The following is a 15,340-nucleotide window of genomic DNA, read 5'->3' on the forward strand; positions in this document are numbered from 1 at the left end:
CATGCTGGGCCTTCGCCTGCCCGCGAAACCCGCCGTTCAGCGCACCGTCCGGCTGACCTACGGGTTCCAGTTCTTCTTCGGCCTGCTGCTGTGGGTGCCGATCTTCTACCAGTACCAGAAGCTCGCCGGCCTGTCCGACGGCGAGATCTTCGGCATCCAGAGCATCTACTACATCGTGTTCTGCCTGCTGGAGATCCCGACGGGGATGGTCGCCGACCGGTTCGACTACCGCACGTCGCTGGCGGCCGGCGCCGGCGTGCTCGTGGTGGCGAACCTGGTGCCGGTGTTCCTCGGTTCCTACACCGGGTTCCTGGTGCACTTCGTGCTGATCGCCCTGGCCCGCTCACTGGTGTCCGGCGCGCAGAGCGCGTACCTCTACGAGTACCTGCACGCTTCCGGCGCCGGTGAGCACTACCTGCGCGTCGAAGGGGTCGGGCGCGCGTACAGCCTCGTCGGCAAGATCGTGTACTGGCCGGTCATCGGCCTGCTGATGACGTGGAACCTCCCTTCCCCGTACTGGCTGACGGCGATCAACGCGGCCGTCGCGCTGGCGTTCGCGTGCCGGCTCCCGGCGATCCCGGGCGGCCGTCGCTCGACCGGCAAGACGGCATCCCTGCTCGCGGGCGTCGGCGGCGCGCTGTCCGCGCTGCGCTCGTCGCGGTGGCTGGCCCTGCTGATGGTGCAGGGCATCGCGATGTTCACGCTGGTCCGGATCTGCCAGGTGAACCTGTTCCAGCCGATCCTCGAGTCCAAGTCGCTGTCGGTGAACTGGTACGGCGCGGTGCTCGCCGCCATGACGGTGTTCGAGGCCCTCGGCGCGGCCCGTCCGCACCGGCTCCGCCGCGCGATCGGCCCGGTGGGCTCGGTGTTCACGCTGACGATCGTGATGGCGCTGTGCCTGGGGCTGATCGTCTTCGTCGGCTCCTTCCCGGCCGTGGTGCTGCTGTGCGTCTTCGCGGTGGCGACGGGCATCGCGTTCCCGGTGCAGAAGCAGCTGCTGAACGACTCGATCCCGGACTCCCGCCACCGCGCCACCCTGCTGTCGATGGAGTCCATTGTGGACCGCGCCGTGTGCGCGCTGGTGGCGGTGGCGCTGGGCGCGTACCTGGCGGCCGGGCGGCTGAACGAGTTCCTGGTGCTGTCGGCCGTGGTCACCGGCGTGGCGATGGGCCTGCTCGCCCTCCTGCTCTTGGCGGTCCGCAAGCACCGCTCGGACCGCCGGGTGCCCACGCCCCGGCGTCGCGACCAGGCGCCGGCCCGCGAGGCGCGGGAGCCCTGGTTGCCGGTCGCCGGCGCGGAACGCCGCTGCCACGGTTCGGAAGTCCGCCCCCGGGTCACGGAGCCCCGGAGCTGACGCCGGTCACCGGCGCCGGGGCCGGGGCCGGGGCCGGGGCCGCCGGTCGTAGTACACCGTCATCGTCAGGTCGTCCTCGCCCTCGGTGGCCGCGCTCGCGAAGGCGATGTCCTGCACCTGGACGTCACCGAGCTCGTCGAGGGTGTCGGCGACCCGGCGCAGCAGGGCGGCCACGTCACCCTGCCCCGGGCCGGCCGGGTTGCTCTGCGAGAAGTGCTCGACGGTCCAGCCGGGCCCCATCAGTCGATGACGGCGTCGTCGAGCAGGGTGGACTCCGCGCCGTACTCGCGGAGCTCCTCCCTGATCACCGTGTACGCCAGCCCCTGCGGATATCCCTTGCGCGCCAGGAACCCCAGCAGCCGCCGCAGGGCCGTCTGTTCGTCGACGTTGCCCAGCGAGCCGAGGCGCTTGCGGACCAGCTCCCTGGCCATCTGCTCCTCGGACTCGCGGTCGACCTCCCCCGCCGCCTGCGCGGCGACCTCGCCGTCGACGCCCTTGCGCCGCAGCTCGGCCACCAGCGCGGTGCGGGACAGGCCCTGGTTCGCGTGCCGGGACTTCACCCACAGCTCCGCGAACTCCGCGTCGTTGACCAGCCCGGCCCGGTCGAGCTTGCCGAGCAGGGTTTCGCAGGTCTCCTCGTCGAACCCCTTGCGGTGCAACGCCTGCCGGAGCTCCTCCTGAGTACGCGGCCGCGCGGCCAGGAGATCGAAGCAGATCTCCTTGGCCTTCTTGTACCGCTCCTCCGGAGGCAGCTCGGCGGGCGGCACCTTGGGCGCCCTGGCCACCTGAATCACTCCCTCGTCACGCCCCACCGCGGACCACGGCCACGGCAGGGCTCGCCCTCACCCGCGGATCAGAAGTCGACCGGCGCCGGGACCGCTTCGACGGCGTCCGCGTCGACCTGCGGGCCGATGCCGAGCTTTTCCTTGATGCGCTTCTCGACCTCGTTGGCGATGTCCGGGTTGTCGCGCAGGAACCGGCGCGCGTTCTCCTTGCCCTGGCCGAGCTGGTCGCCCTCGTAGGTGTACCAGGCACCCGACTTGCGCAGGATGCCCTGGTCGACGCCCATGTCGATGAGCGAACCCTCGCGGGAGATGCCCTGGCCGTACAGGATGTCGAACTCGGCCTGCTTGAAGGGCGGGGCCACCTTGTTCTTGACGACCTTGACGCGGGTGCGGTTGCCGACCGCCTCGCCGCCGTCCTTCATCGTCTCGATGCGACGCACGTCCAGGCGGACCGACGCGTAGAACTTCAGCGCCTTGCCACCGGTGGTGGTCTCCGGCGAGCCGAACATGACGCCGACCTTCTCGCGGAGCTGGTTGATGAAGATCGCCGTGGTGCCGGAGTTGGACAGCGCACCGGTGATCTTCCGCAGCGCCTGGCTCATCAGGCGGGCCTGGAGACCCACGTGCGAGTCACCCATCTCGCCCTCGATCTCGGCGCGGGGCACGAGCGCGGCCACGGAGTCGATGACCAGGATGTCGAGCGCGCCGGAGCGGATCAGCATGTCCGCGATCTCCAGCGCCTGCTCCCCGGTGTCCGGCTGGGACACCAGCAGCGCGTCGGTGTCGACGCCGAGGTTCTTCGCGTACTCGGGGTCGAGCGCGTGCTCGGCGTCGATGAACGCCGCGATGCCGCCGTTGCGCTGGGCGTTGGCCACCGCGTGCAGGGCGACGGTCGTCTTACCGGAGGATTCCGGGCCGTAGATCTCGACGACGCGGCCGCGGGGCAGCCCGCCGATGCCGAGCGCGACGTCGAGGGCGATCGAGCCGGTGGGGATCACGGCGATGGGCGGCCGGGTGTCCTCGCCGAGGCGCATCACCGAGCCCTTGCCGTACTGCTTGTCGATCTGCGCCAGGGCGAGATCGAGCGCCTTGTCCTTGTCGGGTGCTGCAGGCATGGAAGTCCACCTCGCTGGTCGAAGCCCCGTCTCGGGGGCTCTGTGTCGGTTCTTCAGCTGTCCGGTCCGACGCTAGCGGCGGGGACCGACAATTCCAGGCGCGGCGCCCAATCTGTGGATCGCTGGACCCGATGTGGACAACACCATAGACGAACACCTGTTCGAGGTCGGCAGCGACACACCCTTGCGCTAGGATTTTCGCCCGCCCGGGTCAGGACCCGTGCGCATCCGCCCAGGTCAGCGTCGTTCGGGGGGCACGTCGAAGGCGTCGCAGACCTCTCGCCAGATCTCTTTCGCCGGGATTCCCGCGGTCAGCGCCTGGTCGACGGTGCGGCCGCCGAGCCCGCTGAGCACGTGGTCCCGGGACAGCACCTGGGCCCGCCCGGGGCCGAACTCCTCGGCCATCAGCCGCCGGAAAACCGTGATCCGCATCGGACCCACTCTAACCGGGCGGCGCGAACGGACCGTTCGCGCCACTACTCGCCCGGCTGGACGCTCGCCTCGAAGTAGTCGGCCAGCGTGTCCGGTGTGGTCGCGGCGGCCTGGTCGTTCGAGTTCAGCTGGTAGATGAACCCGGCGAGCGGCCGGTCCGACACCGTGAACACGAGCACCGCCGCCGTTTTGCCCGCGGCCGACGAGTAGTGGCCCTTGAGCCCGTTGCCCGCCCAGTCGGCCTCGGTGCGGTCGCCGCCCGCCGAGGTGAGCAGGCCGTCGGTGTACTGCTTGAGCGTGTCGGCGTTGTCGCCCTGGACGTAGGTCACCTGCGTCCCCGCCCGGCCCGGCGCGGAGCACGTCGAGGCCGGCCCGAGGCTCTTCGCGGGCGCCGCCGGGCCGTTGCCCATGCCCGGCTTGCAGTCGCCGGTGTCGGCGATCTTCCCGGCGAGCTGGCGCAGGCAGCCGGTGAGGCCCTTGCCGTCCGCCTGGCCCGGGGTCTTGCACTGGTCCGCGGTGTAGGTCGTCGCCGAGGACGACGACGTCAGGAAGTAGGTCAGCCCGGCCGCGAGCACCACGACGACCGCGACCGCGATCCCGATGACCAGCTTCTTCTTCCCGCCCGGCTTCGGCTCGGCCCGTTCCGGGGCGGGCGAGTACGCGGGGAAGTTCGACGGCGCCGGGTTCTGCACCCGCTGCGGACCGCTCGGCGGGAAGTTCGACGGCGCGTACCCCGGGTACTGCGGCGGGGGCGGCGGCGCGTACTGCGGGCGGTGCGGCGGGGCGCCCGCGGCCACCGCCCCTTCGACGTTCTGGGTCCGGGCCCCGAGCCCGTCGCGGGCGACGTGCTGGGCGCCGAGCGCGACGGCCGTCTCCGGCTGGTCGAGGCTGCCCGGCACGACGCCGAGCTTCTCCGCGATCATCGTGCCGACCAGCGGCAGCCGGCTCGACCCGCCGACGAGGTAGATGCCGGCCAGCCGGTCCGGCGCCAGCCCGGACGAGCGGAGCGTCCGCGAAAGCAGTTCGACGCTGCGCAGCATCGCCGGCCGGACCAGGCCTTCCAGCTCGCCGCGCGTGACGAGGACGTCCTTGAACGGCTCGGGCATCGGCACTTCGGTCTGCGGGTGCCGCGACAGCGCTTCCTTGGCCGCCTTGACGTCTTCCTGCAGCGCGCGCCGGGTGCGCCGGTCGGCGGTCGACTCGGGCCGCAGCAGCCGCTGCCAGCGCTGCGGGTCGGAGTGCGAGACCTCGCGCCCGACGTGCACCATCAGCGCCTGGTCGACGTCGAGGCCGCCGAGGTCGGGCAGGCCGTCCTCGGCGAGCACGGTGAAGCCGTTCTGCGTGGCGCCGACGACGGCGACGTCGAAGGTGCCGGCCCCGAGGTCGTAGACGGCGAGCGCCTGGCCGGGGGCGAGGGACTTGCCGGGGAACGACGCGAAGTGCGCCGCCGCGGCGACGGGTTCGGGCACCAGCAGGATGTTCCGGTCCATCCCGGCGAGGCGGGCGGCGGACATCAGGACGTTGCGGCGGGTCTGGCCCCACTGCGCGGGGTGGGTCAGCCGGACCTCGTCGGGCTGCTCGCCGCCGAGCTGGCGGGAGGTCTCCTCGAGCACGCGGCGCAGGATCGCGGCCAGCGCGTCGGTCACCGGGACGACGTCGGTGCCGAGCAGCAGCGTCTGCTCGTCGATGCGGCGCTTGGGGTTCGGCTCGAAGCGCGTCGGGTCGAGGCGGGCGCGCCGCTCGGCGTCGCGGCCGACCATGATCGTGCCCTCTTCGGTGGCGAACACCGCGGACGGCATGTTCGCCGAGCCGTCGACCTCGACGACCCGGGGCGGCATGCCGTGCGCCGAAAGGACGGCGACGGTGTTGGACGTCCCGAGGTCCACCGACAGGATCCGCACTGCACTCCCCTTCGCACAACCACGCCGTGGCGGCGTTCGCCGTGATGCTGCCATGTGCGCGGTCACCGTGCGTGCGGACCCGCGAAAGTGACCGCTCCTTGACGGAGAGGTCGATCACGAGGCACGATAGTTGCGCAGTTCGGTCAACCGAGTTGCACGAAACGCGCAAAGGAGCGGTCGATGCCGAAGTTGCTCGTCCTCGGGGACGACTTGACCGGCAGCAACGCGACCGGAGCGCTGTACGCCCGCTTCGGGCTGCGCGCGGTTTCCGTCAACGCGCCACTCGGACCGGACGCTCCGTGCTTCCGTGCGGACTGCGGGATCGAAGCGCTCGTGGTGAACCTGGGTACCCGGCACGCTTCCCCACCACACGCCGCGCAGGCGGTGCGCGACGTCGTGGAGCTCGTCGGGCCCGTCGAGCTCACGGTGAAACGGGTGGACACGACGCTGCGCGGCAACGTCGGCGTGGAGACCGAGGCCGTGCTGGCGTCGGCGCCGGACGCACGGGCCCTGGTCGTGCCCGCGTTCCCGGACGCCGGCCGGGTCACCCTCGGCGGCCTGCACCTGGTCGACGGCGTGCCCCTGGCCGAAAGCCCGGCGGCGCGGGACCCGCTGGCACCGGTGAAGTCGTCACGCATCCGCACGCTGCTGCACCCCACCGGCCGGGAGATCGGCGAACTGCCGCTGGACGTGGTCGAAGAAGGCGTGGATGCGGTCGAGGCGGCGTTGCGGCGCCCGGCCGGGATCGTCGTCTGCGACGCCACGACGAACCGGCACCTGACCACCGTCGCCAAGGCCGCGGCCCGGCTCGCGGCCGAGGGCACGCGGTGGGTCTCGGTGGACTCCGGGCCGTTCGGCGTCCGCCTGGCCGCCGCGCTCGGGCTCGCGCCCGGGCACGGCACCGTCCCGCCGGTGCTCGCCGTGGTCGGCAGCATCACCGCGCAAACCCACGAACAGCTGCTGGAAACCGAGCTGGTGCTCGACGCGCGGTACGTCGACGTCGATCCGGCGCACCCGGACCCGCCCGCCATCGCGGCCGAGGCCGGAAAGCTGCTCGAGTCCGGGCACCGCGTGGTGGGGATCCGGACTCGCGCACCCGCCCCCGGCACGCCGGTGGACCCGGGCGTCGCGGCGCGGATCCCGCCGGCGCTCGGCGAGGCGGCCCGGCTGGTGCTCGGCGCGCACCGGATCGGCGGGCTCTACGCCACCGGCGGCGACATCGCCGTCGAGATCACGAAGGCACTCGGGGCCGAAGGCTTCGAGATCGACGCCGAAGTGCTGCCCCTGGCGGTCGCCGGGCGGCTTTCCGGCGGCCCGCACGCCGGGCTGCCCTTCGCCACGAAGGGCGGGCTGATCGGCGGGCGGGACGCGGCCGTCGCCTGCCTGGAACACCTCAACCACGTCCTGGCCACCGGAAGGAAGAACCCGTGAGCGACCTCCCCGTCCTCGCCGTCACCCTCGGCGACCCCGTCGGCATCGGCCCCGAGATCACCCTGAAGACGCTGGCCGAACCCGAGTCCCTGCAGCTGGCGCGCGGCGTCGCGGTCGGCGACGCGATCGTGCTGGAACGGCTCGTCCGGCACCTGGGCCTGCACCTGGAGGTCAACCCGATCGCCACGGTCGCCGACGCGCGCTTCACCACCGGCGTGATCGACGTGCTCAACCTCGGCGTGGTCAAGGAAGACCTGCCGTGGGGCGAGGTGAACGCGACCGCGGGCGCGGCGGCGGTCGGCGCGATCGAGGTGGCCACCCGGCTCGCGCTGGCCGGCGAGGTCGACGCGGTCGTCACCGCGCCGATCAACAAGGAGGCGATCTGGGCGGCCGGCTCCCGGCACCTCGGGCACACCGAGATGCTCGGCGAGCTGACCGGCTCGACCCGGTTCAACACGATGTTCTGGGTGTCCGGGCTGAAGATCTTCTTCGCCACGCGGCACCTTTCGCTGCGTGAAGCGATCGACCAGATCACCCGGGAGAACATCGAGCACGCGATCCGTGAGGCGTACACCGCGCTCGAGGTGTTCGGCACCGAAAAACCGAGACTGGCCGTGGCGGCGCTGAACCCGCACGGCGGCGAGAACGGCAAGTTCGGCGACGAGGAGATCGTCGCGATCGCGCCCGCGGTGGCCGCGGCACGGGCCGCCGGGCTCGACGTGGTCGGCCCGATCCCGGCGGATTCCGTGTTCCACCAAGGGATCCAGGGCCGGTTCGACGGCGTCCTCTCGCTCTACCACGACCAGGGGCACATCGCGTCGAAGACGTACGACTTCGACGGCACGGTCTCGGTGACGGTCGGCCTGCCGATCCTGCGCACGTCGGTCGACCACGGCACGGCGTTCGACATCGCCGGCACCGGCCGGGCGTCGCACGGCACGATGCGCGCGGCGTTCAAGGCCGCGGCGACACTGGCGCCGTACGCGCGGAAGCTGCCCGCCATCTACCCGCCGGCCGTCCGATGATCCCCCGCAAGCGCTGGGCGTACGTCATCCCGGTCGCGGTGGTCATGTACATGCTGGCCTACCTCGACCGCACGAACGTCGCGGTGATCCTGCCCTACATCGGCGACGACTTCCCGTTGTCCGCCAGCGCCAAGGGCCTGGCGAGCGGCATCTTCTTCGTCGGCTACCTCGTGCTGCAGATCCCGGCCGCGGTGCTCGCGGTGAAGTGGAGCGCCCGCAAGACGGTGCTGGTCCTCATGGTCGCGTGGGCGGTCGCGGCCGTGCTGTGCGGCCTGGTGCAGAACGAAACCCAGCTGTACCTGGCGCGGTTGCTGCTCGGGCTGTTCGAGGGCGGGGTCTGGCCCGCCGTGCTGATCCTGCTGGCGTCGTGGTTCCCGCAGGCCGAACGCGCGCGGGCGAACGCGCTGTGGATGACCTGCCTGCCGATCTCGGCGATCGTCATGTCGCCGCTGTCCGGGCTGATGCTCGACCACATGTCGTGGCGCTGGGTGTTCGTGCTCCAGGGCCTGCCGCCGCTGCTGTGGGCGGTCGTCTGGTGGTTCGCGGTCGCCGACCGGCCGGCCCGGGCCCGCTGGATCTCCGCCGAGGAACGCGAGTACCTCGAAACCACGCTGAAGGCCGAAGAAGAGGCGAAGCCCGCGTTCGCGAAGCAGGGCCGTGACAACCGAGGCTTCGCCTCTGGCCCCCGAAAAGCGGGCTACCGGCAGGCACTGGCGAACCGGCAGGTGCTGCTGCTGATCGGCGTCTACTTCTTCTGGATCACCGGGTTCTACGGGTTTTCGCTGTGGTTGCCGTCGGTCGTGAAGACCATGACCGGGGGTTCGGCGACGGCCGTCGGGTTCCTGTCGGCCGTGCCGTACGTCCTCGCCCTGGCCGGGATGGTCGCGTGCGCGCACTGGTCGGACCGCACCGGCAACCGGCGGCTCGCGGTCACCGTGCCGCTGGTCGTCGCGATCGCCGGGTTGCTGCTGGGCAACCTCGTGCACTGGCCACCGGTGGTCCGGCTGGTGCTGCTCTGCGTCGTCGCGGCCGGCGTCTACATGCCGTACGGGCCGTTCTGGGCGATCCCCAGCCGGATCCTCGGCATCGAGGTCGTCGCCGTCGCGATGGGCCTGATCAACGCGCTCGGCAACCTCGGCGGGTTCGCCGGGCCCTACCTGGTCGGCTGGCTCACCGACGTCACCGGCAGCGCGACCACCGGGTTCGTCGTCCTGGCCGCGTTCCTCGCCGTGGCCGCCGGCCTGGCGTTCTTCGGGCTGAAGCCCGCCCACGTGGAAGACTCGGCGCATGTCCCAGCCGCGACCAGGAACCCGTGACCGGCGGGCGATGCTGCTCGAAGCCGTCCGCGACGGCTCGGGGGGCATCGCCGAGCTGGCCGAGGAGTTCGGCGTGTCCGAGTCGACGATCCGGCGCGACCTCGCGTCGCTCGCCGGCGCCGGGCACGTCGTCCGCACCTACGGCGGCGCGCTCGACACCGAGCGGAGTCCCCGCGAGAAGGACCGCGAGCACGCGACGGCGAAGGACGCCATCGCGCGTGAAGCCGCCGCCCTGGTGCGGGACGGCGAGGTCGTGCTGCTCGACGCGGGCACGACCACCGGGCGGCTCGCCCGGCACCTCGCCCACCGCGAGGGGCTGACCGTGGTCACCAACGGCGTCAACGCCATCCGCGAACTGGCCGGCTTCGACGGGATCGACCTGATCGTCCTCGGCGGGCGGCTGCGGCACCCGAACGAAGCCATCCTCGGCGAGACCGTGCTGGCGCAGCTGCGGCACATCTCACCCGACCGGGTGTTCCTGGGCGCGGACGGCCTGGTGGCGGACCGGGGCCTGTGCTGTCCCTCACTCGAGCAGTCGGTGGTCAAGCACGCGATGCTGCACGCGGGCGCGGAGGCGTACGTGCTGGCCGACCACTCCAAGCTGGGCCAGGCCCCGTTTTCCTACTGGGCGCCACTCGACCGCGACTACCGGCTGATCACGGACGAGCCGAAGGTCGACGTGACGTACCCGGAGTTCGCTCAGAGCGTGATCCTGGCGGGCGAGCCCGAAACTGTCGGTGGTGCCGCGCATGATGGACGACGTGGCAGGTGACGTGCTCGACCTCTTCTCCCCCGCGACCCGGGACTGGTTCGCGGGGGCCTTCGCCGCGCCCACCGCGGCGCAGGAAGGGGCCTGGCGGGCGGCGCACGCGGGCGAGCACGCCCTCGTCGTCGCGCCGACCGGCTCCGGCAAGACGCTGTCCGCGTTCCTCTGGGCGCTGGACCGGCTCTCGGTGGAACCGCCGCCGGCGGAGGCCACCAAACGCTGCCGGATCCTCTACGTCTCCCCGCTGAAGGCCCTGGCGGTCGACGTCCAGCGCAACCTCCGGGCGCCGCTCGCCGGCATTTCGCAGGCCAGCAGGCGGCTCGGGCTGCCGGTGCCGGGGATCGAAGTGGGCATGCGCACCGGCGACACCACCGCGGCCGAGCGCCGGTCCTTCACCAAGACCCCGCCGGACGTGCTGGTGACGACGCCGGAGTCGCTGTTCCTGATCCTCACGTCGTCGGCGCGGGAGTCGCTGCGCGGCGTCGAGACCGTGATCGTCGACGAGGTGCACGCGGTCGCGGGCGGCAAGCGCGGGGCGCACCTCGCGCTGTCGCTGGAGCGGCTGGACTCGCTGCTGCCCAAGCCGGCGCAGCGGATCGGGCTGTCGGCGACGGTCCGCCCGATCGACGAGGTGAGCGCGTTCCTGGCCGGCGGCCGCCCGGTGCGGGTGGTCCAGCCGAAGCTCGCGAAGACCATCGAGGTGCGCGTCGAGGTCCCGGTCGAGGACATGGGCAACCTCGACGCGCCGCGCGAGGGCCCGGCGCCGAGCCCGCTCGACGCCCTGGAGTCGATGACCGACGCGTTCCCGCCGGGCGACATCGCGCCGGGCGGGCTGGGCACGCTGGAGGAGATCGCCGGCAACCCCGTGCAGCGGCCGTCGATCTGGCCGGCGGTCGAGGAGCGGGTGCTGAGCCTGATCCAGGCCCACCGGTCGACCATCGTGTTCGCCAACTCGCGCCGGCTCACCGAGCGGATGACGGCCCGGCTCAACGAGCTGGCCGCCGAGCAGACGGAGCTCACGCCCGCGGACGCGTTCCCGGCCGAGGCCGTCGGCCAGTCCGGGGTCACCACCGGCGCGCCGCCGGTGATCGCGCGGGCGCACCACGGGTCGATGTCCCGGGAGCAGCGTACCCACGTCGAAGAGGACCTGAAGTCCGGTCGGCTGCCGTGCGTGGTGGCGACGTCGTCGCTGGAGCTGGGCATCGACATGGGCGCGGTCGACCTGGTCGTGCAGATCGAGGCGCCGCCGACGGTGGCGTCCGGGCTGCAGCGCGTCGGCCGCGCCGGGCACCAGGTCGGCGCGGTGTCGTCCGGGGTGATGTTCCCCAAGTTCCGCGGCGACCTCGTCTCCTGCGCGGTGGTCGCGGAACGGATGGCGACCGGCGCGATCGAGGCGGTCCGCTACCCCCGCAACCCCCTCGACGTGCTGGCGCAGCACGTGGTCGCGATGGTGGCCCTCGAACCGTGGACGGTGCCGGACCTCGCGTCGCTGGTGCGGCGGGCGGCGCCGTTCGCGTCGCTGCCGGACGACGCGCTGCACGCGGTGCTCGACATGCTCGCCGGCCGCTACCCGAGCGAGGAGTTCGGCGAACTGCGCGCGCGGATCACGTGGGACCGGATCAGCGGCGAGCTGCGCGGGCGGCCCGGCTCGCAGCGGCTGGCCGTCACCTCCGGCGGCACGATCCCCGACCGCGGCCTGTTCACGGTGATGACCCCGGGCGCGGACGACAAGCCCGGTTCGCGCGTCGGCGAGTTCGACGAGGAGATGGTGTACGAGTCGCGCGTCGGCGACACCATCCTGCTGGGCACCTCGTCGTGGCGGATCACCGACATCACGCACGACCGCGTCATCGTGGTGCCCGCGCCGGGCGAACCGGCACGGATGCCGTTCTGGAAGGGCGACGCGCCGGGCCGTCCGCTGGAACTCGGCCGGGCGCTGGGGAAGTTCGTCCGCGAACTGTCCACTTCGGACGCGGACAAGGCCCGTGAGCGGGCCACCGCGGCGGGGCTGGACGAGCGGGCGTGCGACAACCTCCTGCAGTACCTGGCCGAGCAGAAGGAAGCCACGCGGCACGTCCCGAACGACCGGACGATCCTGCTGGAGCGCTACCGCGACGAGCTGGGCGACTGGCGGATCGTCGTGCACTCGCCGTTCGGCGCGCAGGTGAACGCGCCGTGGGCGCTGGCCATCGCCGCGCGGCTGCGCGAGAACCGCGGGGTCGACGCGCAGGTCGCGCACTCCGACGACGGCATCGTGCTGCGGCTGCCGGACGCGCTCGACGCCGAGGGCGCGGACGTGACCATCGGCGCGGACGACATCCTGCTCGACCCCGAAGAGGTCGAGCAGCTGATCGTCGCCGAAGTCGGCGGCTCGGCCGTGTTCGCGGCGCGGTTCCGGGAGTGCGCGGCGCGGTCGCGGCTGCTGCAGCGCCGGGACCCGCCGCGCCGGACTCCCCTGTGGCAGCAACGGCAACGCGCGTCGCAGCTGCTCTCGGTCGCGGCGAAGTACGAGCGGTTCCCGGTCGTGCTGGAGGCGATGCGAGAGGTCCTGCAGGACGTCTACGACGTGGGCGGGCTGCGAGAGCTGATGGCCGACGTCCGGGCCCGCAAGGTCCGGCTGGTCGAGGTCGAGACGCCGGCCGCGTCGCCGTTCGCGCGCAGCCTGCTCTTCGGCTACGTCGGGATGTTCCTGTACGAGACCGACGCACCGCTGGCCGAGCGCCGCGCGGCCGCGCTGTCGCTGGATTCGGCGCTGCTGGCCGAACTCCTGGGCACCGAGGCGATCCGCGAGCTGCTCGACCCGGAAGCCGTGCGCGAAGTGGAACGGTCGCTGCAGCGGCTCGAACCCGACCGGCACGCACGGTCGGCGGAGGACGCCGCGGACCTGCTGCGGTTCCTCGGCGACCTGACCGTCGAAGAAGCCGCCGAACGCGGGATCCGGGCCGAGTGGCTCACCGAGCTGGAAGCGGCGCGGCGAGCGATCCGGGTGCGGATCGGCGGCGAGGAACGGTTCGAAGCGATCGAAGCCGCGGGCAAGGTGCGCGACGCGCTGGGCACCGCGCTGCCGGTCGGCGTGCCCGAGGCGTTCACCGAACCGGTCGCCGACCCGCTCGGCGACCTGCTGTCGCGCTACGCCCGCAGCCGCGGGCCGTTCGCGGCGGCGGATGCGGCAAAGCGGTTCGGGCTGGGCCTGGCCGTCGTCACCGGCGTCCTCGACCGGATGACCGGCGAAGGCCGTCTCGTGCGCGGCGAGCTGAGCCCGGTCGGGCACCCCGACACCCACGGAGTCGGCATCGAGTACTGCGATTCGGCGGTGCTTCGCCGGCTGCGGCGGGCATCGCTGGCGAAGCTGCGGGCCGAGGTCGAACCGGTCGAACCGGCGGCACTGGGCCGGTTCTTGCCGGCGTGGCACGGGTTCGGCGGCCGCGTCCGGGCGGCGCCGACGGCCGACGACGTGCTGTCGGTGGTCGAGCAGCTCGCCGGGGCGCCGCTGCCGGCGAGCGCGGTGGAGTCGCTGATCCTGCCCGGCCGGCTGCCGGGCTACTCCCCCGCGTTGCTCGACGAGCTGACGACGGCGGGCGAAGTCACCTGGGCGGGCTGCGGCGCGCTGTCCGGTGGCGACGGCTGGATCGCGCTCGCGCCGACGGACGTCGCCGACCTGCTGCTGCCCGAAGTCGTCGAGGACATCCCGACCGGCCCGCTGCACGACGCGATCGTGTCCACTTTGGAGGGTGGCGCGCTGTTCTTCCGGCAGCTGGTGGACCGCGCGACCGTCCTGGTGGAGAAGGCACCGAACGACGCCGAAGTGGTGGCGGCGCTGTGGGACCTGGTGTGGGCCGGGCTGGTCACGGGCGACACGCTGGGACCGTTGCGGGCCCAGGTCGCCGGGCACGGCGCGCACAAACCGCGTCGCCAGGCACCGCGCGGCCGGTACGCGCGGCTGCGCGCGGGCCGTCCGCAGATGCCTTCGCGGTCGGGGCCGCCGACGGTCGCCGGCCGCTGGGCGCTGACCCCGAACCGCGAAACGGACGCGACCCGGCGGGCCCACGCGCGGACCGAGGCGTTCCTGGAACGCCACGGCGTCCTGACGCGCGGCGCGCTCGACACCGAACGCGTCACCGGCGGGTTTTCCGGGATCTACAAGGTGCTCCGCGGGATGGAGGACACCGGCCAGGTGATCCGCGGCTACGTCGTCGAAGGGCTGGGCGCGGCCCAGTTCGCGGCGAAGGGCGCGGTCGACCGGCTGCGCGCGCTGTCGGGCCCGGGCCGTCCGGCACCCGGCCGCGCGGTGGTGCTGGCGGCGGCGGACCCGGCCCAGCCGTACGGCGCGGCGCTCCCCTGGCCGGCCGCGACGGGCGACACGAAGCACCGCCCGGCCCGCAAGGCCGGCGCGCTCGCGGTGCTGGTGGACGGCGTCCCGGCGCTGTACGTCGAGCGAGGAGGCCGGTCCCTGCTGAGCTTCACGGAGGAACGGCAACCCTTGTCGGACGCGGCCCAGGCGCTGTCGGCGGCGGTGCGGGAGGGCTGGCTGGGCCAGCTGGCGGTCCAGCGCGCGGACGGCGAGCAGGCGCTGACGTCGGAACTGGCGGAGGTCCTGCGGGAAGCCGGTTTCCGGGCCACGCCGTCGGGTCTGCGGCTGCGGGCCTAAGCTGCCAGTCCGACACGCACGAAGGATGTTCTGCTCATGGCCATGCGCGAACTGCGCTATTTCGGGGACCCGATCCTCAAGTCCGTCTGCGACCCGGTCACCGTGTTCGACGCGAAGCTCGAGGCGCTCGCGCGGGACCTGGTCGACTCGGTGAAACCCGCGGGCCGCGCCGGGCTGGCCGCACCGCAGATCGGGGTCGGGCTCCGCATCTTCAGCTACGACGTCGCCGGCCTCACGGGCTACGTGATCAACCCGGAGATCGTCGAGCTGTCCGAGGAAACCCACGAGATCGACGAGGGCTGCCTGTCGGTGCCGGAGCTGTGGTTCCCGACGAAGCGAGCGAAGCACGCGAAAGTCCGAGGCGTCGACATCCACAACGAGCCGATCGAGGTGGAAGGCGAGGACGTGCTGGCCCAGTGCCTCCAGCACGAAACCGACCACTTGGACGGCGTGCTCTACCTCGACCGCCTCACCGCCGAGCGCAAGAAAACGGCAATGCGCCAAGCCCGCGAAAAGGACTGGTTCTGGCGGCGCTGACCAGCTGAGCCGCCCGCGAGCAGCCCAAAG

At 72.5% G+C, this 15,340-nt stretch carries 12 protein-coding genes; 7 read left to right on the forward strand and 5 right to left on the reverse strand.

The genetic code is table 11. From position 1 onward, the window contains the following. The first annotated feature begins 1 nt into the window (after window position 1). A complete protein-coding gene (locus ACYVLJ_RS15105) occupies window positions 2–1,354 on the forward strand; it encodes an MFS transporter (RefSeq protein ID WP_460439044.1) in 1,353 nt (450 codons plus the stop codon). A gap of 6 nt (window positions 1,355–1,360) precedes the next feature. Here the strand turns inward: ACYVLJ_RS15105 and ACYVLJ_RS15110 are convergent, their stop codons facing one another. From ACYVLJ_RS15110 to ACYVLJ_RS15130, 5 genes are all read right to left on the reverse strand, one after another. Next, window positions 1,361–1,594, reverse strand: coding sequence for a hypothetical protein (locus ACYVLJ_RS15110; RefSeq protein ID WP_460439045.1), 234 nt, complete (start codon window positions 1,592–1,594; stop codon window positions 1,361–1,363). After that, entirely contained in the window at window positions 1,594–2,121 is a 528-nt protein-coding gene (locus ACYVLJ_RS15115) for a regulatory protein RecX (RefSeq protein WP_451974305.1), read from the reverse strand. Before ACYVLJ_RS15115 ends, ACYVLJ_RS15110 begins: the two co-directional genes overlap by 1 nt. 86 nt (window positions 2,122–2,207) lie before the next feature. Continuing rightward, window positions 2,208–3,254: a recombinase RecA gene (recA, locus tag ACYVLJ_RS15120; RefSeq protein WP_451973932.1), complete on the reverse strand. Its 1,047-nt coding sequence runs from the start codon at window positions 3,252–3,254 to the stop codon at window positions 2,208–2,210. Window positions 3,255–3,491: 237 nt separating this feature from the next. Continuing rightward, the gene (locus ACYVLJ_RS15125; protein WP_451973934.1) at window positions 3,492–3,686 is read right to left on the reverse strand and encodes a DUF3046 domain-containing protein; all 195 of its coding nucleotides are present in this window, start codon (window positions 3,684–3,686) and stop codon (window positions 3,492–3,494) included. Window positions 3,687–3,730: 44 nt separating this feature from the next. Then, window positions 3,731–5,587 carry an Hsp70 family protein gene (locus tag ACYVLJ_RS15130; RefSeq protein WP_460439046.1) on the reverse strand — a complete coding sequence of 619 codons (1,857 nt, stop codon included), beginning with the start codon at window positions 5,585–5,587 and terminating at the stop codon, window positions 3,731–3,733. Window positions 5,588–5,767: 180 nt separating this feature from the next. Here ACYVLJ_RS15130 and ACYVLJ_RS15135 point away from each other — a divergent pair, with 180 nt between their 5' ends. The 6 genes from ACYVLJ_RS15135 to def are packed head-to-tail and all read left to right on the forward strand — an operon-like array spanning window position 5,768 to window position 15,310. Next, a complete protein-coding gene (locus ACYVLJ_RS15135) occupies window positions 5,768–7,018 on the forward strand; it encodes a four-carbon acid sugar kinase family protein (RefSeq protein WP_451973938.1) in 1,251 nt (416 codons plus the stop codon). Then, window positions 7,015–8,043: a PdxA family dehydrogenase gene (gene pdxA / locus ACYVLJ_RS15140; protein ID WP_460439047.1), complete on the forward strand. Its 1,029-nt coding sequence runs from the start codon at window positions 7,015–7,017 to the stop codon at window positions 8,041–8,043. The genes ACYVLJ_RS15135 and pdxA overlap by 4 nt, the downstream gene beginning before the upstream one ends. Next, a complete protein-coding gene (locus tag ACYVLJ_RS15145) occupies window positions 8,040–9,359 on the forward strand; it encodes an MFS transporter (RefSeq protein ID WP_460439048.1) in 1,320 nt (439 codons plus the stop codon). The genes pdxA and ACYVLJ_RS15145 overlap by 4 nt, the downstream gene beginning before the upstream one ends. Further along, complete coding sequence (locus tag ACYVLJ_RS15150; protein WP_460439049.1) at window positions 9,331–10,131, forward strand: DeoR/GlpR family DNA-binding transcription regulator; 801 nt, start codon at window positions 9,331–9,333, stop codon at window positions 10,129–10,131. The genes ACYVLJ_RS15145 and ACYVLJ_RS15150 overlap by 29 nt, the downstream gene beginning before the upstream one ends. Further along, a complete protein-coding gene (locus tag ACYVLJ_RS15155; RefSeq protein ID WP_460439050.1) occupies window positions 10,109–14,773 on the forward strand; it encodes a DEAD/DEAH box helicase in 4,665 nt (1,554 codons plus the stop codon). The genes ACYVLJ_RS15150 and ACYVLJ_RS15155 overlap by 23 nt, the downstream gene beginning before the upstream one ends. Window positions 14,774–14,809: 36 nt before the next feature. Next, window positions 14,810–15,310: a peptide deformylase gene (gene def, locus ACYVLJ_RS15160; RefSeq protein ID WP_451973948.1), complete on the forward strand. Its 501-nt coding sequence runs from the start codon at window positions 14,810–14,812 to the stop codon at window positions 15,308–15,310. Window positions 15,311–15,340: the final 30 nt, after the last annotated feature.

This window comes from Amycolatopsis stemonae (genome assembly GCF_054781455.1).

What these genes read in the sequence shown, in the direction of transcription:
- ACYVLJ_RS15135 (WP_451973938.1), top strand. Translation starts at nt 5,768, where the DNA reads ATGCCGAAGTTGCTCGTCCTCGGGGACGACTTGACCGGCAGCAACGCG.
- ACYVLJ_RS15105 (WP_460439044.1), top strand. Translation starts at nt 2, where the DNA reads ATGCTGGGCCTTCGCCTGCCCGCGAAACCCGCCGTTCAGCGCACCGTC.
- ACYVLJ_RS15110 (WP_460439045.1), bottom strand. Translation starts at nt 1,594, where the DNA reads ATGGGGCCCGGCTGGACCGTCGAGCACTTCTCGCAGAGCAACCCGGCC.
- recA (WP_451973932.1), bottom strand. Translation starts at nt 3,254, where the DNA reads ATGCCTGCAGCACCCGACAAGGACAAGGCGCTCGATCTCGCCCTGGCG.
- ACYVLJ_RS15125 (WP_451973934.1), bottom strand. Translation starts at nt 3,686, where the DNA reads ATGCGGATCACGGTTTTCCGGCGGCTGATGGCCGAGGAGTTCGGCCCC.
- ACYVLJ_RS15145 (WP_460439048.1), top strand. Translation starts at nt 8,040, where the DNA reads ATGATCCCCCGCAAGCGCTGGGCGTACGTCATCCCGGTCGCGGTGGTC.
- ACYVLJ_RS15155 (WP_460439050.1), top strand. Translation starts at nt 10,109, where the DNA reads ATGATGGACGACGTGGCAGGTGACGTGCTCGACCTCTTCTCCCCCGCG.
- ACYVLJ_RS15150 (WP_460439049.1), top strand. Translation starts at nt 9,331, where the DNA reads ATGTCCCAGCCGCGACCAGGAACCCGTGACCGGCGGGCGATGCTGCTC.
- def (WP_451973948.1), top strand. Translation starts at nt 14,810, where the DNA reads ATGGCCATGCGCGAACTGCGCTATTTCGGGGACCCGATCCTCAAGTCC.